The organism is Pseudomonas fluvialis (assembly GCF_014207935.1).
Taxonomy (GTDB): Bacteria; Pseudomonadota; Gammaproteobacteria; order Pseudomonadales; family Pseudomonadaceae; genus Aquipseudomonas; species Aquipseudomonas fluvialis_A.
In genome coordinates, this window is the sequence record NZ_JACHLL010000003.1 from 218,631 (window position 1) to 236,591 (window position 17,961).

General features: G+C 65.3%; 18 protein-coding genes. 10 read left to right on the forward strand and 8 right to left on the reverse strand.

From position 1 onward, the window contains the following. The first annotated feature begins 46 nt into the window (after positions 1–46). Positions 47–1,354, forward strand: a complete 1,308-nt coding sequence (locus tag HNP49_RS10025; RefSeq protein ID WP_184682867.1) for a HAMP domain-containing sensor histidine kinase — start codon at positions 47–49, stop codon at positions 1,352–1,354. Here HNP49_RS10025 and HNP49_RS10030 read toward each other — a convergent pair whose 3' ends face one another. After that, positions 1,355–1,912 (reverse strand): nitroreductase family protein, encoded by a 558-nt coding sequence (locus HNP49_RS10030; protein ID WP_184682868.1) that lies wholly within the window; start codon positions 1,910–1,912, stop codon positions 1,355–1,357. A 5-nt stretch (positions 1,913–1,917) separates the two neighbouring features. Further along, positions 1,918–2,298, reverse strand: coding sequence for a YkgJ family cysteine cluster protein (locus HNP49_RS10035; protein WP_184682875.1), 381 nt, complete (start codon positions 2,296–2,298; stop codon positions 1,918–1,920). 142 nt (positions 2,299–2,440) lie between these two features. Here HNP49_RS10035 and HNP49_RS10040 point away from each other — a divergent pair, with 142 nt between their 5' ends. Beyond that, on the forward strand, positions 2,441–3,895 hold the full coding sequence (locus HNP49_RS10040; RefSeq protein WP_184682877.1) for a TrkH family potassium uptake protein: 1,455 nt from the start codon (positions 2,441–2,443) through the stop codon (positions 3,893–3,895). On the opposite strand, the gene HNP49_RS10045 is transcribed toward HNP49_RS10040, so the two are convergent. Continuing rightward, the gene (locus tag HNP49_RS10045; protein WP_184682878.1) at positions 3,892–4,899 is read right to left on the reverse strand and encodes an AraC family transcriptional regulator; all 1,008 of its coding nucleotides are present in this window, start codon (positions 4,897–4,899) and stop codon (positions 3,892–3,894) included. The genes HNP49_RS10040 and HNP49_RS10045 overlap by 4 nt on opposite strands. A gap of 199 nt (positions 4,900–5,098) precedes the next feature. Here HNP49_RS10045 and HNP49_RS10050 point away from each other — a divergent pair, with 199 nt between their 5' ends. Together HNP49_RS10050 and HNP49_RS10055 are read left to right on the forward strand one after the other, a co-directional pair. Then, positions 5,099–5,416 carry an Mpo1-like protein gene (locus tag HNP49_RS10050; protein ID WP_184682880.1) on the forward strand — a complete coding sequence of 106 codons (318 nt, stop codon included), beginning with the start codon at positions 5,099–5,101 and terminating at the stop codon, positions 5,414–5,416. 177 nt (positions 5,417–5,593) lie between these two features. Continuing rightward, complete coding sequence (locus HNP49_RS10055) at positions 5,594–6,982, forward strand: adenylate/guanylate cyclase domain-containing protein (RefSeq protein ID WP_184682882.1); 1,389 nt, start codon at positions 5,594–5,596, stop codon at positions 6,980–6,982. A 16-nt stretch (positions 6,983–6,998) separates the two neighbouring features. Here HNP49_RS10055 and HNP49_RS10060 read toward each other — a convergent pair whose 3' ends face one another. Together HNP49_RS10060 and HNP49_RS10065 are read right to left on the reverse strand one after the other, a co-directional pair. Next, a complete protein-coding gene (locus tag HNP49_RS10060; protein WP_184682884.1) occupies positions 6,999–8,033 on the reverse strand; it encodes a glycosyltransferase family 1 protein in 1,035 nt (344 codons plus the stop codon). Further along, a complete protein-coding gene (locus HNP49_RS10065) occupies positions 8,030–8,851 on the reverse strand; it encodes a UDP-2,3-diacylglucosamine diphosphatase (RefSeq protein ID WP_184682885.1) in 822 nt (273 codons plus the stop codon). Before HNP49_RS10065 ends, HNP49_RS10060 begins: the two co-directional genes overlap by 4 nt. A 215-nt stretch (positions 8,852–9,066) precedes the next feature. On the opposite strand from HNP49_RS10065, the gene HNP49_RS10070 reads away from it, so the two are divergent. Next, entirely contained in the window at positions 9,067–9,939 is an 873-nt protein-coding gene (locus HNP49_RS10070) for a DMT family transporter (RefSeq protein ID WP_184682887.1), read from the forward strand. An 8-nt stretch (positions 9,940–9,947) separates the two neighbouring features. On the opposite strand, the gene HNP49_RS10075 is transcribed toward HNP49_RS10070, so the two are convergent. Continuing rightward, on the reverse strand, positions 9,948–10,229 hold the full coding sequence (locus HNP49_RS10075; protein WP_184682889.1) for a SelT/SelW/SelH family protein: 282 nt from the start codon (positions 10,227–10,229) through the stop codon (positions 9,948–9,950). Between the two features lie 135 nt (positions 10,230–10,364). Here HNP49_RS10075 and HNP49_RS10080 point away from each other — a divergent pair, with 135 nt between their 5' ends. The 4 genes from HNP49_RS10080 to HNP49_RS10095 all read left to right on the forward strand — a co-directional run bounded on the left by HNP49_RS10080 (position 10,365) and on the right by HNP49_RS10095 (position 13,436). Then, the gene (locus HNP49_RS10080; protein ID WP_184682891.1) at positions 10,365–11,219 is read left to right on the forward strand and encodes a sulfurtransferase; all 855 of its coding nucleotides are present in this window, start codon (positions 10,365–10,367) and stop codon (positions 11,217–11,219) included. Positions 11,220–11,293: 74 nt separating this feature from the next. Then, positions 11,294–11,950, forward strand: a complete 657-nt coding sequence (locus tag HNP49_RS10085; RefSeq protein ID WP_184682893.1) for a tetratricopeptide repeat protein — start codon at positions 11,294–11,296, stop codon at positions 11,948–11,950. Positions 11,951–12,180: 230 nt separating this feature from the next. Further along, a complete protein-coding gene (locus tag HNP49_RS10090; protein ID WP_184682895.1) occupies positions 12,181–12,657 on the forward strand; it encodes a hypothetical protein in 477 nt (158 codons plus the stop codon). Between the two features lie 161 nt (positions 12,658–12,818). Further along, positions 12,819–13,436, forward strand: coding sequence for a response regulator (locus tag HNP49_RS10095; RefSeq protein WP_184682897.1), 618 nt, complete (start codon positions 12,819–12,821; stop codon positions 13,434–13,436). On the opposite strand, the gene HNP49_RS10100 is transcribed toward HNP49_RS10095, so the two are convergent. Next, entirely contained in the window at positions 13,405–15,210 is a 1,806-nt protein-coding gene (locus tag HNP49_RS10100) for an ATP-binding protein (protein ID WP_260407131.1), read from the reverse strand. The two genes, HNP49_RS10095 and HNP49_RS10100, sit on opposite strands and share 32 nt — an antisense overlap. Further along, a complete protein-coding gene (locus HNP49_RS10105) occupies positions 15,207–15,752 on the reverse strand; it encodes a glutathione peroxidase (protein WP_184682899.1) in 546 nt (181 codons plus the stop codon). Before HNP49_RS10105 ends, HNP49_RS10100 begins: the two co-directional genes overlap by 4 nt. A 188-nt stretch (positions 15,753–15,940) precedes the next feature. Between HNP49_RS10105 and HNP49_RS10110 the strand changes: the two genes are divergently transcribed. Then, positions 15,941–17,761, forward strand: a complete 1,821-nt coding sequence (locus tag HNP49_RS10110) for an acyl-CoA dehydrogenase C-terminal domain-containing protein (protein ID WP_184682901.1) — start codon at positions 15,941–15,943, stop codon at positions 17,759–17,761. Positions 17,762–17,961 lie beyond the last annotated feature (200 nt).

The window sequence follows — 17,961 nt, forward strand, 5'->3', positions numbered from 1 at the left end:
GACCCGCCGCCAGCCTCGTGCTGGCGGCACTGTTTGAGGAATGCCCATGCGCACCCTGTTCTGGCGCGTCTTTGCCAGTTTCTGGCTGGCCATCGTGCTGGTCGCCGGCCTATCCCTGCTGCTGGGGCGGGTGTTCAATCAGGATGCGCTGATCCTCGCCACCCACCCGGCCCTGCGCGGCCTGGCCGAGCAGTGGGTAGAGCGCTATGAAACCCAGGGCGCCGAGGCGGCGCAGCGTCTGCTGGAGAAACCCAAACGGCGCTATCGCCTGGATGTCCAGGTGCTGGGCGATGATGGCGAGCCGCTGGTGCGCGGCACCTTTCCGCCCCGCGCCGCCGCGCTCGAAGCAAGGGTCCGGGAAAACCGCCTGCCCTGGCGGCGCCTGACCGAAAGCATCGACAGTCCCAGCGGCGCCACCTACCTGTTCATCTACCGTATTCCCCACCCGGAGCTGCATGGCTGGCAGCGCGACAGCGTGCTGCTGCCCCTGGGCGCGCTGGCGATCGCCCTGCTGGTGCTGACCATTCTCAGCCTGCGCCTAACCCTGTCGATCACCCGTCCGCTGGAGCGCCTACGCAGTGCCGTGCACGACCTCGGCCGCACCGCCTACCAGCAGCACAGCCTCGACGAGCTGGCGCGGCGCCCGGATGAACTGGGCCTACTGGCCAAGGACTTCAACCACATGGGTGAACGCCTGCAGGGGCTGATCGGCAGTCAGCGCCAGCTGCTGCGCGATGTGTCCCACGAGCTGCGCTCGCCCCTGGCGCGCCTGAAGATCGCGCTGGCCCTGGCCGAGCGCGCCCCCGCCGAGGAGCGCGAGCAACTGTGGCCACGTTTAGGCCAGGAGTGCGATCGCCTGGAAGCACTGATTCAGGAAATTCTCACCCTCGCCCGTCTCGACAGCGAGCCTGGTGCGCGTCAGGTCGTGCCTTTGCGGCCACTGCTGGAAAAACTGATCGAGGATGCGCAGTTGCTCTACCCGGAGCAGCAGATCAACCTGGACTGCCCGGACTCCGCCAGCATTTCCGGCTGGCCGGACATGCTCGAACGGGCCCTGGACAACCTGCTGCGCAATGCCCTGCGCTTCAATCCTGCCGAGCAGTCAGTGGAAATACGGGTAGTGGCACAGGCCGACACCTGGCAGGTGGAGATCCGCGACCATGGCCCTGGCGTTGCCAACGAGCACCTGCCCCGCCTTGGCGAACCCTTCTTCCGCGCGCCGCAGCAGAGCGGCAGCGGACATGGCCTGGGACTGGCCATCGTACGCCGCAGCGCCGAACGCCACGGCGGCCATCTGGAACTGGTCAACCATGTCGACGGCGGCTTTGTCGCGCGCCTGACCCTGCCGCGCTGATCAGCCCTGCCAGGGCTGGACGAAATCGGCCGGCGCGAGCAGCGCCGGCTGGCGCAGCGCACCCTCCGGCGTACCGAGGTAGATGAAGGCAATCACCTGCTCGCCCGCCGCCAGCCCCAGCCCGCGGGCCACCGTCGGGTGATAGGCCAGCTCGCCGGTCCGCCAGATGGCGCCCAGCCCCTGGGCATGGGCAGCCTGCAGCAAGGCATGGGCGGCGCATCCGGCCGACAGCACCTGTTCGCTGCGCGGTACCTTGGGGTGCTCCTTGGGACTGGCGATCACCACCAGCAATAGCGGCGCGCGCAGCGGCGCAGCCAGTGCCTTGTCCAGCGCCGCCGGCGCGGCTTCCGGGTTTTCCTGCAGAGCTTTGACGAACAGCTCGCCAAGCTGCTGGCGTGCATTGCCCTCGATACTGAGAAAACGCCAGGGGCGCAGCTGGGCATGGTCCGGTGCGCGCAAGGCCGCCTTGAACAGCAGCTCACGCTGTTCGGCCGAAGGCGCCGGCTCCACCAGACGGGACACGGAAACGCGTTGGGTCAGGGCAACAAGGGCATCCATGATGCTCACTCCACAATGATGTGCTGGCAGTCTAACCGATCCGGCCAGTGCTCCGGGCCAAGCGGCGGCAAGCCATAGGCTGCACGGGCCTTGTCGCAGTGCGGATTGGCCTGACCATCCTCCCACGACGCCGTGAACTCACGGCAGGTGCTGCTGCGACAGGCATAGTTGCTGCAAGCCACTTGCTCACCGACTGTACCCTGCAGCGCCGTGCAGCGTACCGGACGGGTCTCGGTACCGAGCATCGCCACCCGCTGCGGGCTGATCTGCACCACCAACTCGTCCGGCACAAGACCGCCACCAGACTGACATTCGCCCCAGTAGAAGGACACGCGGAAGTGAGCGCAGCAGGCGCCGCAGCTCAGACAGGGATTGCTGGCAGACATAAAGAAATACTGGACGTCGGCGGATAAGGAAGATGGCGGCCTATTGTAAGCAGCGCCAAAGCGTTGTGAAGATGACACAGGCCGGTTTACAGCGCCTACTTCATCCGTAGAATGGCGCCCCTCAGCTCCCGAGACTTGCTTGATGGCCCTCTCTACCCTGCGCATGATCGGCTTCATCATCGGCCTGTTCCTCATCACCCTGGCGGTGAGCATGGTCATTCCGATGCTGACCCTGCTGCTGTTCCAGCGTCAGGACGATCTGGACGCCTTCCTCTGGTCGAGCCTGATCACCTTTGTCGCCGGTCTGCTGCTGGTGGCTCCAGGCAAGCCGAAAGACGCACACATGCGCCCGCGCGACATGTACCTGCTGACAACTCTCAGCTGGGTGGTGGTGTGCACCTTCGCCGCCCTGCCGATGGTGATCATCCAGCACATCAGCTACACCGACTCGTTCTTCGAGACCATGTCCGGCATCACCACCACCGGCTCCACCGTACTGGTCGGCCTGGACAGCGCCTCCCCCGGCCTGCTGATCTGGCGTTCGATGCTTCACTGGCTAGGCGGTATCGGCTTTATCGGCATGGCCGTGGCCATCCTGCCACTGCTGCGGGTCGGCGGCATGCGCCTGTTCCAGAGCGAGTCCTCGGACTGGGGCGAGAAAGTCATGCCGCGCTCGCACATGGCCGCGCAATACATCCTGGGCGTCTATTCACTGCTGACCCTGCTGGGCTTTTTTGCCTTCTGGGCCGCCGGCATGACGCCGTTCGAGGCGATCAACCACTCGATGTCGATGATTTCTACCGGCGGTTTCTCGACCTCGGACAACTCCATGGCCAACTGGCAGCAACCGGCGGTGCACTGGGTGGCCGTGCTGTTCATGATACTCGGCAGCCTGCCCTTCACCCTCTACGTGGCGACCATGCGCGGCCGGCGCAAGGCGCTGCTGAAGGATCATCAGGTTCGCGGTTTCCTCGGTTTCCTGTTACTCACCTGGCTGGTCTTCGGCACCTGGCTGTGGGCCAACTCCGAGCATGCCTGGCTGGATGCCTTCCGCATCGTTGCGGTCAATGTCACCTCGGTGGTCACCACCACCGGCGTTGCCCTTGGCGATTACACCCTGTGGGGCAGCTTCGCGGTGCTGCTGTTCTTCTACCTGACCTTCATCGGCGGCTGTTCCGGCTCCACCGCCGGGGGTCTGAAGATATTCCGCTTCCAGGTCGCCTATGTGCTGCTCAAGGCCAACCTGCAGCAACTGATCCACCCGCGCGCGGTGATCAAGCAGCAGTACAACGGTCACAACCTGGACGAGGACATCGTCCGCTCGCTGATCACCTTCTCCTTCTTCTTCACCATCACCATCGGCGTCATCGCCCTCGGCCTGACCCTCACCGGCCTGGACTGGGTGACTTCGCTGACCGGCGCCGCCACCGCCGTGTGCAACGTTGGCCCGGGCCTGGGCCCGATCATCGGACCGGTCGGCAACTTCTCCACGCTGCCGGACAGCGCCAAGTGGCTGCTGACCATCGGCATGCTGCTCGGCCGCCTGGAAATCCTCACCGTACTGGTGCCCTTCACCCGCACGTTCTGGAAGCACTAGCCTCTAGCGCGAAACTCACCCGGTGTGCAGTCGAACCAGCGCCGGAAGGCACGGAAGAAATTGCTCGGGTCGGCAAAACCCAGCAGATAGGCGATTTCCAGCAGGGTCAGGCTGGGTTGTGCCATGTACTGTCCGGCCAGTTCGCGACGGGTATCGTCGAGCAATTGCTGGAAACTCGCCCCTTCCTCCTGCAGACGCCGCTGCAGGGTGCGTTCGGACAGGAGCAGCTCCTGCGCCACCACCTCGCGCTTGGGCTCGCCTTGCGGCAACAGGCGGCAGAGGATTTGCCGCACCTGATGAGTCACCCGGCTACCGGCAAAACGCGCCAGGTAATCGCCGGCGAAACGATCATGCAGCTGCGCCAGGGCCTCGTTGGCCGAGGGTAACGGCGCCTCCAGATCGGCGCGGGCGAACTCCAGGGCATAACCTTCGGCATTGAAGCGCAGCGGCGCGTCGAACACCACCTGATAGGGCTGCTGGTCCGCGGGCGCGTCTCCCTGCAACTGTACGCGCAACGGCCGGATCGGCCGCCCGGTGATCCAGCGCACGAACGTCAGGGTATAGGCCAGCGACGCTTCGGCGGCCTGATGGGTCGGCGGCAGGCTGTCGCCGTGAATGGCCAGGGTCAGCACGTAGCGATCCGGCAACACGCGAAAACTCAGGTCGGCGCCTTCGGCGATGATGCGCTGGTAGCGCACCAGCCGGGCAAAGCCATCCTTGAGCGTGCGACTGGACATCAGGGCATAGCCGACCACGTTGAACGAGGCCGGCCGCACCACCTTGACCATGTTCAGGCCGATCGCCGGGTTCCCGGACAACTCCACCGCCCGTTGCCACAGGCGCGTCATGCCATCCTGGGGAAAGCGCGCATCAGGATCATGCAGCGCCGCATAGCTCAGGCCCAGCTCGGCGAACAGCGCCTGGCAGTCGATGCCTTCGGCCTCCAGGGCATGCACGATGGCCAGCGCCCAGCTGGAAGAAGTGGTTCTCAAGGGAGTCGGCATATTGTCGTTGTAATGTCCGCAGGCAAGGCTGAATCCTGCCGGAAAAGGTCTGGCTCGAAAAGTCAGTTACCGTCAGGGTGTTCGCAAGGATACTAAACTGGCAGCCAATGTCAGTGGTTGCTCGCCGGTAGCGCCTTACACTGCCCCAACAACAAGCCCCATAACAACCCAGCACCTAGAACAAGAAAGGAGGTGCGCCGTGAGCACTGAAAGCGTGAAGACCTTCAACAGCTTTGCCGAGTTCTATCCCTACTACCTGCAGGAACACAGCAACGACACCTGCCGCCGTCTGCACTATGTCGGCAGCCTGCTGGTGCTGGGCATCCTCGCCTATGCCATCGGTACCCAGCAGTGGGCCCTGCTGTGGACGCTGCCGATCGCCGGTTATGGCTTTGCCTGGGTCGGTCATTTTGTCTTCGAGAAGAACAAGCCAGCCACCTTCAAGTACCCGCTGTATTCCTTCATAGGCGACTGGGTGATGCTCAAGGATGCCTTCACCGGGCGTATCCGCTTCTGATCCGCCAGTGCCGGCCACGCCACGGCCGGCACTGCCTGCGACATGCCGGCAATCTGCCAGGGGTCGCAATTCCCGCCCAGCTTTAGTACGTTTGTCGCCCTAAAAGCTCCCGCAGAAGCGGGACAACAAGAAAGACATCCACAGAGATGTCCCAGCATCCAGGGAACGCCGTACTTCATGAAGCCTATTGTCAAGCCGGCCAGCATTGTTCTGCCCACGCCGCCGCTGCGCGAATACTATTCACGCGTCCTGGCCTACATAGCGACCGCCGCCAGCATCGCCGCCGGTACCTACTCGCAGTACTTCAGCTACGACATCCTGTGGATGGTGCCCTACGCCCTGCTCTATCCGCACCTGGCTCATCAGCTCAGCCAGCGTTTCAAACACGAGCACCCACGGCAGACGCACCTGGCCCTGCTGTTCATCGACGCCCTGCACGCCGGAGCCGGCATCAGCCTGCTCGACTTCAGCGTGGTGCCCAGCCTGATGATCGTGCTGACCCTGAGCTTCAGCGCCCTGATCATCGGCGGTCTGCGCTACCTGGGGCTGTCGGGCCTGGTGATGTTCAGCGGCACCCTGCTCTGCGCCGCCGTCAGCGAGATCAAGCTGCACCCGGCCACCCCGGCGCTGGTCGCCTTCGTCAGCATCCTGTTCACCACCCTGTACATCTGCATCACCGCCTATTTCGTGCACCTGCAGGGCCTGCGCCTGAGCCTCGCCCGCGGCGAGATCAAGCGCGAACAGGAAAAGGCCGCGCGCCTGGCCCGCAATCTGTCCAAGTACCTGTCGCCACAGGTGTGGGAATCGATTTTCAGCGGCAAGAAGAGCGTGCGCCTGGAAACCCAACGCAAGAAGCTCACCGTGTTCTTCTCCGACATCAAGGGCTTCACCGAGCTGTCCGAGGAGCTGGAAGCCGAAGCCCTCACCGACATGCTCAACAACTACCTCAACGAGATGTCGAAGATCGCCCTCAAGCATGGCGGCACCATCGACAAGTTCATCGGCGATGCGGTGATGGTCTTCTTCGGTGACCCGACCACCCAGGGTGCCAAGAAGGACGCCGTGGCTGCAGTGTCCATGGCCATTGCCATGCGCAAGCACATGAAGGTATTGCGCCAGCAGTGGCGCGCCCAGGGCATCGACAAGCCACTGGAAATCCGCATGGGCATCAACACCGGCTACTGCACCGTGGGCAACTTCGGCGCCGACACGCGCATGGACTACACCATCATTGGCCGCGACGTGAACCTCGCCAGCCGCCTGGAAAGCAATGCCGAAGCCGGCGAGATTCTGGTCTCCCACGAGACCTACTCGCTGATCAAGGACGTGATCATGTGCCGCGACAAGGGCCAGCTCACGGTCAAGGGCATGAGTCGTCCGGTGCAGGTCTATCAGGTGGTCGACTTCCGCCGCGACCTCGGCGCCACCTCAAGCTTCCTCGAGCATGAGCTGCCCGGTTTCTCCATGTATCTGGACACCAACAACATCCAGGGCGTGGACAAGGAACGGGTGATCAAGGCGCTGCAACAGGCCGCCGAGAAGCTGCGCGACAAGGTGATTTTCTAAAACCCTCTGCCGGCTCTCAGGCGTCCACTGCCTGCCAACTGGTGTCATCGACCAGCTCGCCATCCAGCAGCGGCTGCTGGCGCAGAAACGCCTGCGCCGAGTGACGCCAGGAGAATTCCTGCGCCGCCGCAGCACAGGCTGCGCGATCCAGCTGCAGCGCCTGCAAACAGGCCTCCTGCAGACTCTCGCTCATCCAGCCGGTAATGCCCTGCTGCAGCACATCCAGTGGACCACGCACCGGGAAAGCTGCCACCGGCGTGCCGCAGGCCAGCGCTTCGAGCATCACGAGGCCGAGAGTGTCGGTGCGCGACGGGAACACCAGTACGTTGGCTGACGCATAGCAGCGGGCCAGTTCGGCGCCGCGCTGATAGCCGAGAAAGCGCACCTGCGGATAGGCCTGCTGCAGGCTCTCCCGTTGCGGGCCATCGCCGACCACCCACTTTTCGCCCGGCAGTTGCAGGTCGAGAAAGGCCGGCAGGTTCTTCTCCGCCGCCAGACGCCCCACATAGAGAAACACCGGTTTATCTGCCGCATGTTTCGATTCCGCACGGAACAGCTGGTTATCGACACCCTTGTGCCACAGTGCCAGGCGACCAATGCCCTGGCTGGCCAGTTCGTCGCGCAGGCTGGGCGTGCTCACCATCACGGCCTGACTGGCGGCATGGAAGCGGCGCAGGTAGCCATAGCCCCAGTCCAGCGGCAGCCAGGGCCAGCGGGTGGTCACGTACTCCGGAAAACGCGTGTGGATGGCCGTGGAAAAAGCCAGGCCGCGGCGCTTGAGATAGTGCTGCGCCGCCCAGCCCAGCGGGCCCTCGGTGGCAATGTGCACGGCATCCGGGCGGAACTCGCGCAGCATCGGCGCCACCCGCCACAAGTCCCAGGCCAGGGCGATCTCGCCGTAGCTCGGACACGGCACATGCCTGAAATCCTGCGGGCCGAGCACCTTCACCTGATGCCCCAGTGCATGCAGCTCGCGCACCAGCGCCTGGATGCAGGTGACCACACCGTTGACCTGGGGCAGCCAGGCATCGCTGACAATCAGCAGCCTCATGGCAGCACCTCCACCAGCGGCGTCGCCTGCCGGGCCTGCGCGTCGGCCAGACGATACAGCTCGATCTGCCCGTCCCAGTGCTCGATCAGCGCACTGCAGGACTCCACCCAGTCACCGCAATTGAGGTATTCCACCGCGCCGACCCGGCGGATCTCCGCATGGTGGATATGCCCGCAGACCACGCCATCCAGGCCGCGCCGGCTGCACTCATGGGCGATGGCTTCCTCGAAGTCGCTGATGAAGTTCACCGCACTCTTGACCTTGTGCTTGAGGTAGGCCGACAGCGACCAGTAGCCGTAGCCATAGCGCTCCCGCCAGTGATTGAGCCAGCGGTTGAGGGTCAGGGTGAACTCGTAGGCCGAGTCGCCCAGGAAGGCCAGCCAGCGGTGGTAGCGGGTGATCACGTCGAACTGGTCGCCGTGGATCACCAGGAGCTGGCGGCCATCGGCGGTACGGTGCACGGCCTCGTCGACCAGCTGGATGTTGCCGAGGATCAGCTTCGAGTAGCGACGCAGGAACTCGTCGTGATTGCCGGTGACATAGATCACCTCGCAGCCGCGCTTGCTCAGCGTCAGCAGGCGGCGGATCACGTTGGTGTGCGCCTGCGGCCAGTAGATGCCGCCTCTGAGCTTCCAGCCATCGATGATGTCGCCGACCAGGTAGATGCGATCGGCGTGGTACTGTTTGAGAAAGGTCGCCAGGCGCTCGGCCTGGCAATCGCGCGTACCCAGGTGCACGTCGGAAATCCACAGGGTACGGACGCGCTGCTTGCGCGGGGTGGTCCTGACGGGCGTTTCGATGCGTTCTTCGCTGCTCATACGCGCTCTCCAGCTGTTTTGCCCAGCCTGGACGGCACAGATGACCAGTCGATGACAGCGGCGCGACCGCTGCATGACCACTCAAGGCGGAAACTGCCGCCCCGTCGGAAACAGCATATGACTGGGCTGTGCCACATAAGGCCGGGCGGGCGTCGATACTCCGATACACCCGGGGCCTGTTCCCCACCCTCTTGTTCTGCTGGTCTGGAAACTCCATGCAACGTCGTCACGCCCTGTTTGCCCTGCACCTGGGCGCCCTGCTGTTCGGCCTGTCCGGCATCTTCGCCAAGCTGGCCGTGGCCGCGCCCCTGGTGATCGTCGCCGGGCGTGCGCTGTTTGCCGTGCTGGCCCTGTGGCCACTGAGTCGTTTTGGTGAAGCGGCTGCGGCGCTGACCAACCGCCAGCGCCTGGCCCTGGCCGGCACCGGACTGCTGCTGGGCGGGCACTGGTGGAGTTTCTTCATCGCCGTGAAAGTCTCCGGCGTCGCCGTGGCCACCCTCGGTTTTGCCAGCTTTCCGGCCTTTACCGTGCTGCTGGAAGGCCTGCTGTTCCGCGAACGGGTGCGCCCAAGCGAATGGGGCGTGGTGGCCCTGGTCAGTGTCGGGCTGGTGCTGGTCACGCCCGACTTCGACCTCGGCAGCGATGCCACTCGGGGGCTGGTCTGGGCGGTACTCTCCGGCCTGCTGTTCGCCCTGGTCTCGGTCAGCAACCGCGCCACCACCCGCGGGGTGAAGCCGGCCCAGGCGGCGCTCTGGCAGAACCTGGCGATCCTCGCCTGCTGCCTGCCGCCAAGCGCCTCGGTGCTGCTGACGATCAGTGCCGGCGCCTGGTTGTGGATTGCTCTTCTCGGCCTGCTCTGTACCGCCCTGGCGCACAGCCTGTTCGTCAGCAGCCTGCGCGTGCTTAATGCCCGCAGCGCCTCGGTGGTGTTTGCCCTGGAGCCGGTTTACGGCATTGCCTTTGCTTGGTGGCTGTTTGCCGAACAGCCAGGGCCGCGAATGTTTGCCGGCGCGGCTCTGATCCTTCTGGCTACCGTACTGTCGGCCCGCCTGTCACGGCATGCGCCGCGCCCCGACGAGCAGAGCTGAGGTCAGGCTCAGCGGTCGTTGTGGCCGAGATCTCGGGCCGGGTCGATCAGGTCGCGCAGGCGCTGCTTGAGCACCTTGGCCTCGGGAAAGCCGCCATCGGCCTTGCGTTCCCACAGCTGCACGCCGTCACAGGTGATGCGGAAGGTCCCGCCGGTCGCCGGCTCCAGCGCCACCCTGCCGAGTTCGTCGCTGAAGGTACTCAGCAGCTCCTGGGCCAGCCAGGCCGCACGCAGCAGCCACTGACACTGGGTGCAGTAGGTGATCACCACCTCAGGTTTGTCGGACATCACGCTTGCTCCTTGTCGAAGCCGGCATGATACGGTCTCCAGCGCGGACTGCCGACTGCAGGCGCGGCCCAACGCACGGCAAAACCGCTTGCGCGCAGGTAATATGCAGCAGCCCCTGACCGGACACAGGAACCCGCCATGCCCCTCGCCCAACTGCTCAGCCCGACCGAACTGGCCACCCGCCTGGCGACTGCCGAACCGATCGTGGTCGATTGCCGCTTCGCCCTGGAAGATCCCGCCTACGGCGCCCGCGTCTACGCCGAAGGGCATATTCCCGGCGCCCGCTTCATCGATCTGGAGCGCGACCTGTCTGCGCCGGTGCAGCGCGGCATCACCGGACGCCACCCGCTACCCGATCCGCAGCAGTTGCTGGAGCGCCTGCGCGCGCTGGGCATCAGCCAGCACAGCGAAATCGTGCTGTACGACGACGGCCCGGGCGCCTTTGCCGCACGCGCGTGGTGGCTGCTGGCCTGGCTGGGCAAGCGCGAGGGGGTATTCCTGCTCGATGGTGGCCTGAATGCCTGGCGCGCCGCCAACCTGCCGCTGGACAGCGCCACCCCGGCAGTCAACCCGGGCGATCTGCAGGGCACGCCGGATGCCAGTCTGCTGGTCAGCGCCGACACCCTGCTCAAGCGCCTCGGCACACCGCAGCTGACCCTGCTCGATGCCCGAGCCCTGCCACGCTTTCGCGGCGAGATGGAAGCCATCGACCCGGTGGCCGGGCATATCCCCGGCGCCCAGTGCGCGGTGTTCACCGACAACCTGGACGGCAATGGCCGCTTCAAGACCCCGGAGCAGCTGCGCGAGCGTTTCAGCGCGCTGCTCGGCCAGCGTCCCGCCGAGCAACTGGTGGCCTATTGCGGCTCGGGAGTGACCGCCTGCCACAATCTTTTCGCCCTGTGCCTGGCCGGTTACCCGCTGCTGCCGCTGTATGCCGGCTCCTGGAGCGAATGGATCACCGACCCGCAGCGTCCGCTGGCCTGCGGCGACTGACCGCGCGAGCCGGGCTTGCTCACGCAGGCCCGACTGCGCAGACTCAAGCGACTGTTCAACAAGGAGTGTTAACCATGCGTCACGCGTTCCCTGCCCTGTTCGCCCTGCTGCTGGGTACCAGCCTGAACCTGGCCGCCGCCGAGTTCGAAGCCAACCCCTGCGACCTGCAGGACGCCTACTCCAACCTGGAAGGCCAGGAAATGGTCGAAGCGGCCGAGGATGGCCATGTCTCGGCGCAGTACAACCTCGGCCTGAGCTACGACGAAGGCAATGATGGTTTCGAGCAGGATGCCGCCAAGGCCGCCGAGTGGTACGCCAAGGCTGCCGAACAGGGTCATGCCTGCGCCCAGTACAACCTCGCCGTGGGCTACGAACGTGGCCTGGGCCTGGATGTCGACCTCGGCCAGGCCGCCTACTGGTATCAACAGGCCGCCAAGCAGGGCGACAGCGATGCCCAGTACAACCTCGCCGTGTGCTACGAGGAAGGCAGCGGTGTCGAGCAGGACTACAGCCAGGCGCTGTACTGGTACCGCAAGTCGGCTGCCCAGGGCGATGCCGATGCCCAGTTCGAACTGGGCAATTTCTACCGGGTCGGCAAGGGCCTGGCCAGCGACCTCAAGCAGGCCCGCCAGTGGTACAGCAAGGCCGCCGAGCAGGACCACGAAGGCGCCGCCACGGCCCTGGAAGAGCTCGACGAAGAAGATGAAGACGGCGACGCTCAGGAAAGCTGAGCCGCAGGGGACGCCCGCCACGGGCGCCCAATCTGGTCATTTTTTAATCGCTTGTCGTTATATCGCCAATAACCAAAATCCGAAAACAATTTAAAAACAGCCCTTTACAGCACAATTCTCAAACTAGACTTCAACTTGAGCCCCTCAAGGGCTTCCGGCGGGGTCCCAGCATAATCACAAGAAGCTGCCACACGCCCCGACCCCGCCGGTCACCTTGTTCCGAGGTCGTTATGGGAATCAGTGCCAGTGAGCTGTGCCAGCATGTGATCCGCCCAACCCTGCAGCAACTCGATGCCTTGAACCCCGCCAGCGAAACCCTGCTGCTGGTCGCCGCGCAGTGTCGCGGCAGCCATGCCGGCAGCCTCGCTGACGGTCAGCAACTGGGGCCCTGGGGTTGCAGCCGCGAACAGCACCGCCAGCTGTGGGACGACTTTCTCGCCCGTGATGCGGACCTCGCCAGCCGGGTCCGCGGCCTGGCCAGCCAGCACGCCTTCCTCGCCGATCCTGAACTTGAGCTGTGCGTCAACCTGCGCTATGCCTGCGCCATCGCCTGGATGAGCGTGATCGCCCAGGCCGGCGTGCCACCGGCCAACGCCGACCTGCCGAGCCTGGCCAGGCTGTGGCGCCAGTGCCTGGCCCCGCGCGGCCGCCTGCGCAGCTTCTACCTGCACGCCAGTCGTCTGGCTCCGCAGGCCACGGCGGCGTAAGCCCCACTGCGGCCCAAGGCTCGTTCTCCCGTTCTCCCGTTCCCCCGTTCCCCCGTTCCCCCGTTCCCCCGTTCCCCCGTTCCGGTGATGCCAGGAACTCGCGCGGGCAGTACACTGCCGGCACAACCATTCGAACAAAAACGCCTACAAGGTTGCCGTGCATGAACCTGGTCCCGACAACCGTGCCTGACGGTGTGTCACTGCTGTTGGTCGATGATCACCTGATTTTCCTCGATGGCCTGAGCCTGGCCCTGGCGCCACTGGCCAGGGACCTGCGCGTGGACAGCGCCGCCTCGGTGCAGGCCGCCGAACAGTGTCTGGCCAGCCACGACTACGACCTGGTGCTGCTTGACCTGAAACTGCCCGACGAGTCCGGCTTGAGCGTGTTGCAGCGCTGGCAACGCGAGGGGCGAAGCACGCCGGTCGCCATTCTCAGCGCCAGCGAATCGGCTCAGGATGCGCACGCCGCTCGGCAGGCAGGCGCCCTAGGGTTCATCTCGAAAAGTGCCAGCGGGGCCCAGTTGCGCGAAGCCGTCGGCCGCCTGCTGCTCGGCGAAAACCTGCCACTGCCGGCCAGCGAGCCGGCCACGGCCCTGACACCGCGGCAACAGGAAATCCTCCTGCTGCTCGCCGAAGGCCTGCCGAACAAGGCCATCGGACGCCGCCTGAAACTCTCAGAGGAAACCGTCAAGACGCACCTGCGCAGTCTGTTTCAGACGCTCCAGGTGCACACGCGAACCGCCTGCGTCACGGTCGCACGACAGCGCGGCTGGCTGTAAGCGCCTGCCGCAGGCGCAGCGGCAGCAGCGGCTTGCCGAGCAGACGCACATGCTGGCGGGCACAACGCTCGGCCAGCTCCGGCCCCAGGTCGGCGGTCAGCAGAATCGCCGGCAACATGCTGCCGGCCTGCTCGCGCAGATGCTCCAGCAAACGCAGACCGTCGATCTCGGCCGCCAGGCGATAATCGCTGAGCAGCACATCCGGGCACATCAGCCGCAACTGTTCCTGCGCCTGCTGCGGGCCGTCGGCTTCGCTCACCTGCCAGCCCCAGCCCTGCAGCAACTCGCGAAGCGCCTGACGACTAGCGGCGTCATCCTCGACCAGCAGCACCTGTCCCGCGGCGGCCACCAGTTGCTCGGTCGCAAGCGGCGCCTGCGCCTCGCCCAACGGTATCTGCAGACTGAACGTACAGCCCAGGCCGGGACTGGCCTGCAGGGTCAACGGCATCTCCAGCAGGCGACTGAGCTGACGCACGATGGCCAGACCCAGCCCCAGACCCTGCTCACTCTGGCGCCCCGGATTGTGCAGCTGCTGGAATTCCTCGAACACCCGCTGCTGTTCATCTTCGCTGAGGCCCCGGCCGTCATCGCTGACACTCAGCCAGCACTGCTCGCCCTGCTGCCGACACTGGAGGCGGACATGCCGCGCCCCCGCATGCTGCAGGGCATTGCTCAGCAGGTTGCGCACAATGCGCTCGACCAACAAGGCATCGCTGTAGACCCAGCAGGCCGACGCCTGCAGTTCCAGCAGGCAATCCTGGCTCCTGGCCTGAACGGCCGCCTCATCCAGCAAGCGCTGCAGCAGGGGCAGCAGATCGAAGTGACTGCGGCGCACGCTGAGCCCACCGGGCACGCTGAGACGGCTGTAGTCGAGCAGGGTCTGCAACATGCCGCCCAGTTGGCCGACCGACAGGGACAAGCGCTGGCCGATATCCTGAACCCGCGAAGGCTCGACAACCCGGCCTTCGCCGAGTTGCTCGGCATACAGCGCCATGGCATGCAGCGGCTGGCGCAGGTCATGGCTGACCGCCGCCAGCAGGCGACCGCGGCTCAGGGTCTGCGCCTCGGCCCGTTGCCGCGCCTGCTCCAGCAGACGGGCATTGAGCCAGGCGCTGCGCTGGCCACGCTCCTGGATATAGCTGCCGACGCCACCGATCAGGTTGGCGCAGCCGAGGAACAGCAGCTGGTTGAGCAGCTCACCGAACGGCTGGCGTAGCCAATAGCCCAGCGCCACCAGCACGGCACTGAACAGCCAGCTGGCAGCACTGGCCACGCGCAGCGAGAGACCGAGCACGCCATAGCCAAACAGCAACAGGAGGAACAGCCCTTCATAGGGCATGTCCACGCCATGCCGCGCCCCCGGCACGATCAACAGCGCAACGCACAAGCCATTCACCGCGTAGGCCAGCCCATAGCAGGCCAGCGCACGCGACGCCGGCGCCTCGGGCCGCCGGCAGTAGAGGTAACAGAGCAACGTGACCAGCAGCGCAACGCCGCGCAAGGCAAGCATCTCCTTGGCCAGCGCCGCCGGCATCAGCCACAGGTCGAGCAGCGCATAGGCACTCTGCATCAATACGCCGGCGCTGATGATCAGCGGCAGGCGCCGGCGCATCACCGCCGCCGCATGGTCCTGGTAAGCCGCCTCCAGCGGCTCGGCGAAACGCAGGCGCCGATAGCCACGGCGCTGCTGGGCCAGCAGCGCCGCCTCGAAGGCCTCAGGGCTGGCAAAGTCCGCCGCCAGACGGCGACGCTGCCTGTCGCTGGCGCGGTTCAAGGCTTGGACGCGATGGCCTTGTCGATGGCCGCCGCCAGGTCTTCGTCATCCGGCTCGGTCAGGCTGGAAAAACTCTCGACCACCTTGCCCTGGCGATCGACCACATACTTGTAGAAGTTCCAGCGCGGCGCACTGCTTTGCGCGGCCAGCTCGCGGAACAGCGGAATGGCGCTGTCACCGGTCACTACCTGGGTGGCGGTCATGGCGAAGGTCACGCCGTAATTGCCGTAGCAGATGGTCGCGGTTTCCTCGGCGTTATCGGCCTCCTGCTTGAAGTCGTCCGAGGGCACACCTAGTACCTCAAGCCCCTGCGCCTTGTACTTCTGGTGCAGGGCTTCGAGCCCCTTGAACTGCTTGGTAAAACCGCAGTGGCTGGCGGTGTTGATCACCAGCAGCGGTTTGCCGGCGTACTGCTCGCAGAGGTTGATCACCTCCTTGGAGCGCAGCTTGGGCAGCTCGCCCTGCAGCAGCGCCGGGCAATCGGCGGCAAAGACCGGCAGTGCCAGAGAAGACAGCAACACCAGCAGCAGTGATTTTTTCATGATCGGCATCCTTGGGCAGACAGTGCGCCACGCTAACCCGAGCAACCAGCTCAGGCAATCGCTGCGCGTCCGGGGATTGTCCCAACTGACAGAACAGGCTGTTGCCGCTGCCAAGGCCGCCACCCGGGGAGCCCCGTATAAATCGCCGCGTCATTTGGCGCTTCTGCCGTTTTCACGAGGTTACCTGCATGCCCGCCTACAAAGCCCCCCTGCGCGACACCCGCTTCCTGCTCAACGAGGTGCTGGACTTCCCCGCCCACTACCAGCGTCTGGTCAACGGCAGTGACGCCACCCCGGACATGGTCGACGCCATCCTCGGCGAGTGCGCCAAATTCAGCGAGGAAGTGCTGAGCCCGCTCAACCAGCAAGGCGACGAACAGGGCTGCACCTGGGACCAGGGCGAAGTGCGCACGCCCAAGGGCTTCAAGGAGGCCTATGCCGCCTACGTGGCCGGCGGCTGGCAGGGCCTGTCACATCCGGTGGAGTACGGCGGTCAGGGCCTGCCGATGAGCCTGGGCCTGCTCAAGTCGGAGATGATGGCCACCGCCAACTGGTCATTCACCATGTACCCGGGCCTGTCGCTGGGCGCCATGAACACCCTCATGCAGCACGGCAGCGAGGCGCAGAAGCAGGCCTACCTGACCCCGCTGACCGAGGGCCGCTGGACCGGCACCATGTGCCTGACCGAACCGCAGTGCGGCACGGATCTGGGCCAGGTCAAGACCCGCGCCGAGGCCAACGCCGACGGCAGCTACGCGCTGACCGGCACCAAGATATTCATCTCCTCCGGCGAGCACGACCTGGCCGAGAACATTGTGCACATCGTCCTGGCCCGCCTGCCGGACGCGCCCAAGGGAACCCGCGGCATCAGCCTGTTCATCGTGCCCAAGTTCCTCGCCAACCCGGACGGCAGCCTTGGCGCGCGCAACGGCGTGTCCTGCGGCTCGCTGGAACATAAGATGGGCATTCACGGCAACGCCACCTGCGTGATGAACTTCGACGGCGCCACCGGTTTCCTCATCGGCCCGGCCAACAAGGGCCTGGAATGCATGTTCACCTTCATGAACACTGCGCGCATTGGCACCGCCCTGCAGGGGCTGGCCCATGCCGAGCTGTCCTATCAGGGCGCGCTGGCCTATGCCCTGGAACGCCGCTCGATGCGCGCGCTGTCCGGCACAAAGGAGCCGACCCAGATCGCCGACGCGCTGATTCACCATGGCGACGTGCGCCGCATGCTGCTGACCCAGAAGGCCATCGCCGAGGGCGGCCGCGCGCTGATCTACCTGGCCAGCCAGCACGCCGACAAGATGATCGAAGGCCTATTGAAGAACGATGATCGCCAGTACCAGCACTGGGACGACCAGCTGGGCTTCCTCACCCCCATCCTCAAGGGCTGCCTGACCGAGCTGGGCCTGGAGGCGGCCAACCTGGGCATGCAGGTGTTCGGCGGCCACGGCTATATCCAGGAGCACGGCATGGAGCAGATCGTGCGCGACGCGCGCATCTCCACCCTGTACGAAGGCACCACCGGCATCCAGGCGCTCGACCTGCTCGGGCGCAAGGTGCTGATGATGAGCAAGGGCAAGGCGGTGTTCGAGTTCACCAAGCCGATCGCCCGCTTCGCCCTGGAGCTGCTCAAGAACGAGCCGGCCATGCGCCTGCGCGCTCTGACCCTGCTGAAGATCGTCGCCCAGTGGAACTACCTGACCCTGCGCCTCGCCTTCGCCGCCAGCCGCCAGCGCGACATCGTCAGCACTGCCTGCCACGACTTCCTGATGTACTCCGGCTACGCCACTCTGGCCTGGGCCTGGGCGCAGCAGGAGGCGGTGGCGCGGCGCAAGCTGCGCGAGGGCGGCAGCGAGTCGGCCGACTTCTACAAGGCCAAGCTGGCCACCAGCGACTTCTACTTCCAGCGCCTGCTGCCGCGGGCCAAGGGCCATGCCAGCGCCATGCTCAAACCGGTCAAGTCGACCATGCAGCTGGACCAGGCGCACTTCGCGTTCGAGTGATGGTCAGGAAGGCGGCTCGTAGCCAGTGCCTGGCCTATTTCCGCGTTGGCTGACGGAGCTGTTTTCGCCCTTCTTGGGCGACTCACTTTCTTTGCTTGTGCAAAGAAAGTAAGCAAAGAAACACCCCCCCTTCATCCGGCCCCGGCTGTGCCGGGGTCCGCTCACTCCATCGCCGCTCCGAGGGTCGGCGTACAAGGTCC

Excerpts from the sequence above, each read along its gene's own strand:
- HNP49_RS10035 (WP_184682875.1), bottom strand. The coding sequence starts at position 2,298 with ATGTCTGCCAGCAATCCCTGTCTGAGCTGCGGCGCCTGCTGCGCTCAC.
- HNP49_RS10060 (WP_184682884.1), bottom strand. The coding sequence starts at position 8,033 with ATGAGGCTGCTGATTGTCAGCGATGCCTGGCTGCCCCAGGTCAACGGT.
- HNP49_RS10045 (WP_184682878.1), bottom strand. The coding sequence starts at position 4,899 with ATGCCGACTCCCTTGAGAACCACTTCTTCCAGCTGGGCGCTGGCCATC.
- HNP49_RS10090 (WP_184682895.1), top strand. The coding sequence starts at position 12,181 with ATGGGAATCAGTGCCAGTGAGCTGTGCCAGCATGTGATCCGCCCAACC.
- HNP49_RS10080 (WP_184682891.1), top strand. The coding sequence starts at position 10,365 with ATGCCCCTCGCCCAACTGCTCAGCCCGACCGAACTGGCCACCCGCCTG.
- HNP49_RS10095 (WP_184682897.1), top strand. The coding sequence starts at position 12,819 with ATGAACCTGGTCCCGACAACCGTGCCTGACGGTGTGTCACTGCTGTTG.
- HNP49_RS10055 (WP_184682882.1), top strand. The coding sequence starts at position 5,594 with ATGAAGCCTATTGTCAAGCCGGCCAGCATTGTTCTGCCCACGCCGCCG.
- HNP49_RS10025 (WP_184682867.1), top strand. The coding sequence starts at position 47 with ATGCGCACCCTGTTCTGGCGCGTCTTTGCCAGTTTCTGGCTGGCCATC.
- HNP49_RS10110 (WP_184682901.1), top strand. The coding sequence starts at position 15,941 with ATGCCCGCCTACAAAGCCCCCCTGCGCGACACCCGCTTCCTGCTCAAC.
- HNP49_RS10065 (WP_184682885.1), bottom strand. The coding sequence starts at position 8,851 with ATGAGCAGCGAAGAACGCATCGAAACGCCCGTCAGGACCACCCCGCGC.
- HNP49_RS10040 (WP_184682877.1), top strand. The coding sequence starts at position 2,441 with ATGGCCCTCTCTACCCTGCGCATGATCGGCTTCATCATCGGCCTGTTC.
- HNP49_RS10105 (WP_184682899.1), bottom strand. The coding sequence starts at position 15,752 with ATGAAAAAATCACTGCTGCTGGTGTTGCTGTCTTCTCTGGCACTGCCG.
- HNP49_RS10030 (WP_184682868.1), bottom strand. The coding sequence starts at position 1,912 with ATGGATGCCCTTGTTGCCCTGACCCAACGCGTTTCCGTGTCCCGTCTG.
- HNP49_RS10070 (WP_184682887.1), top strand. The coding sequence starts at position 9,067 with ATGCAACGTCGTCACGCCCTGTTTGCCCTGCACCTGGGCGCCCTGCTG.
- HNP49_RS10085 (WP_184682893.1), top strand. The coding sequence starts at position 11,294 with ATGCGTCACGCGTTCCCTGCCCTGTTCGCCCTGCTGCTGGGTACCAGC.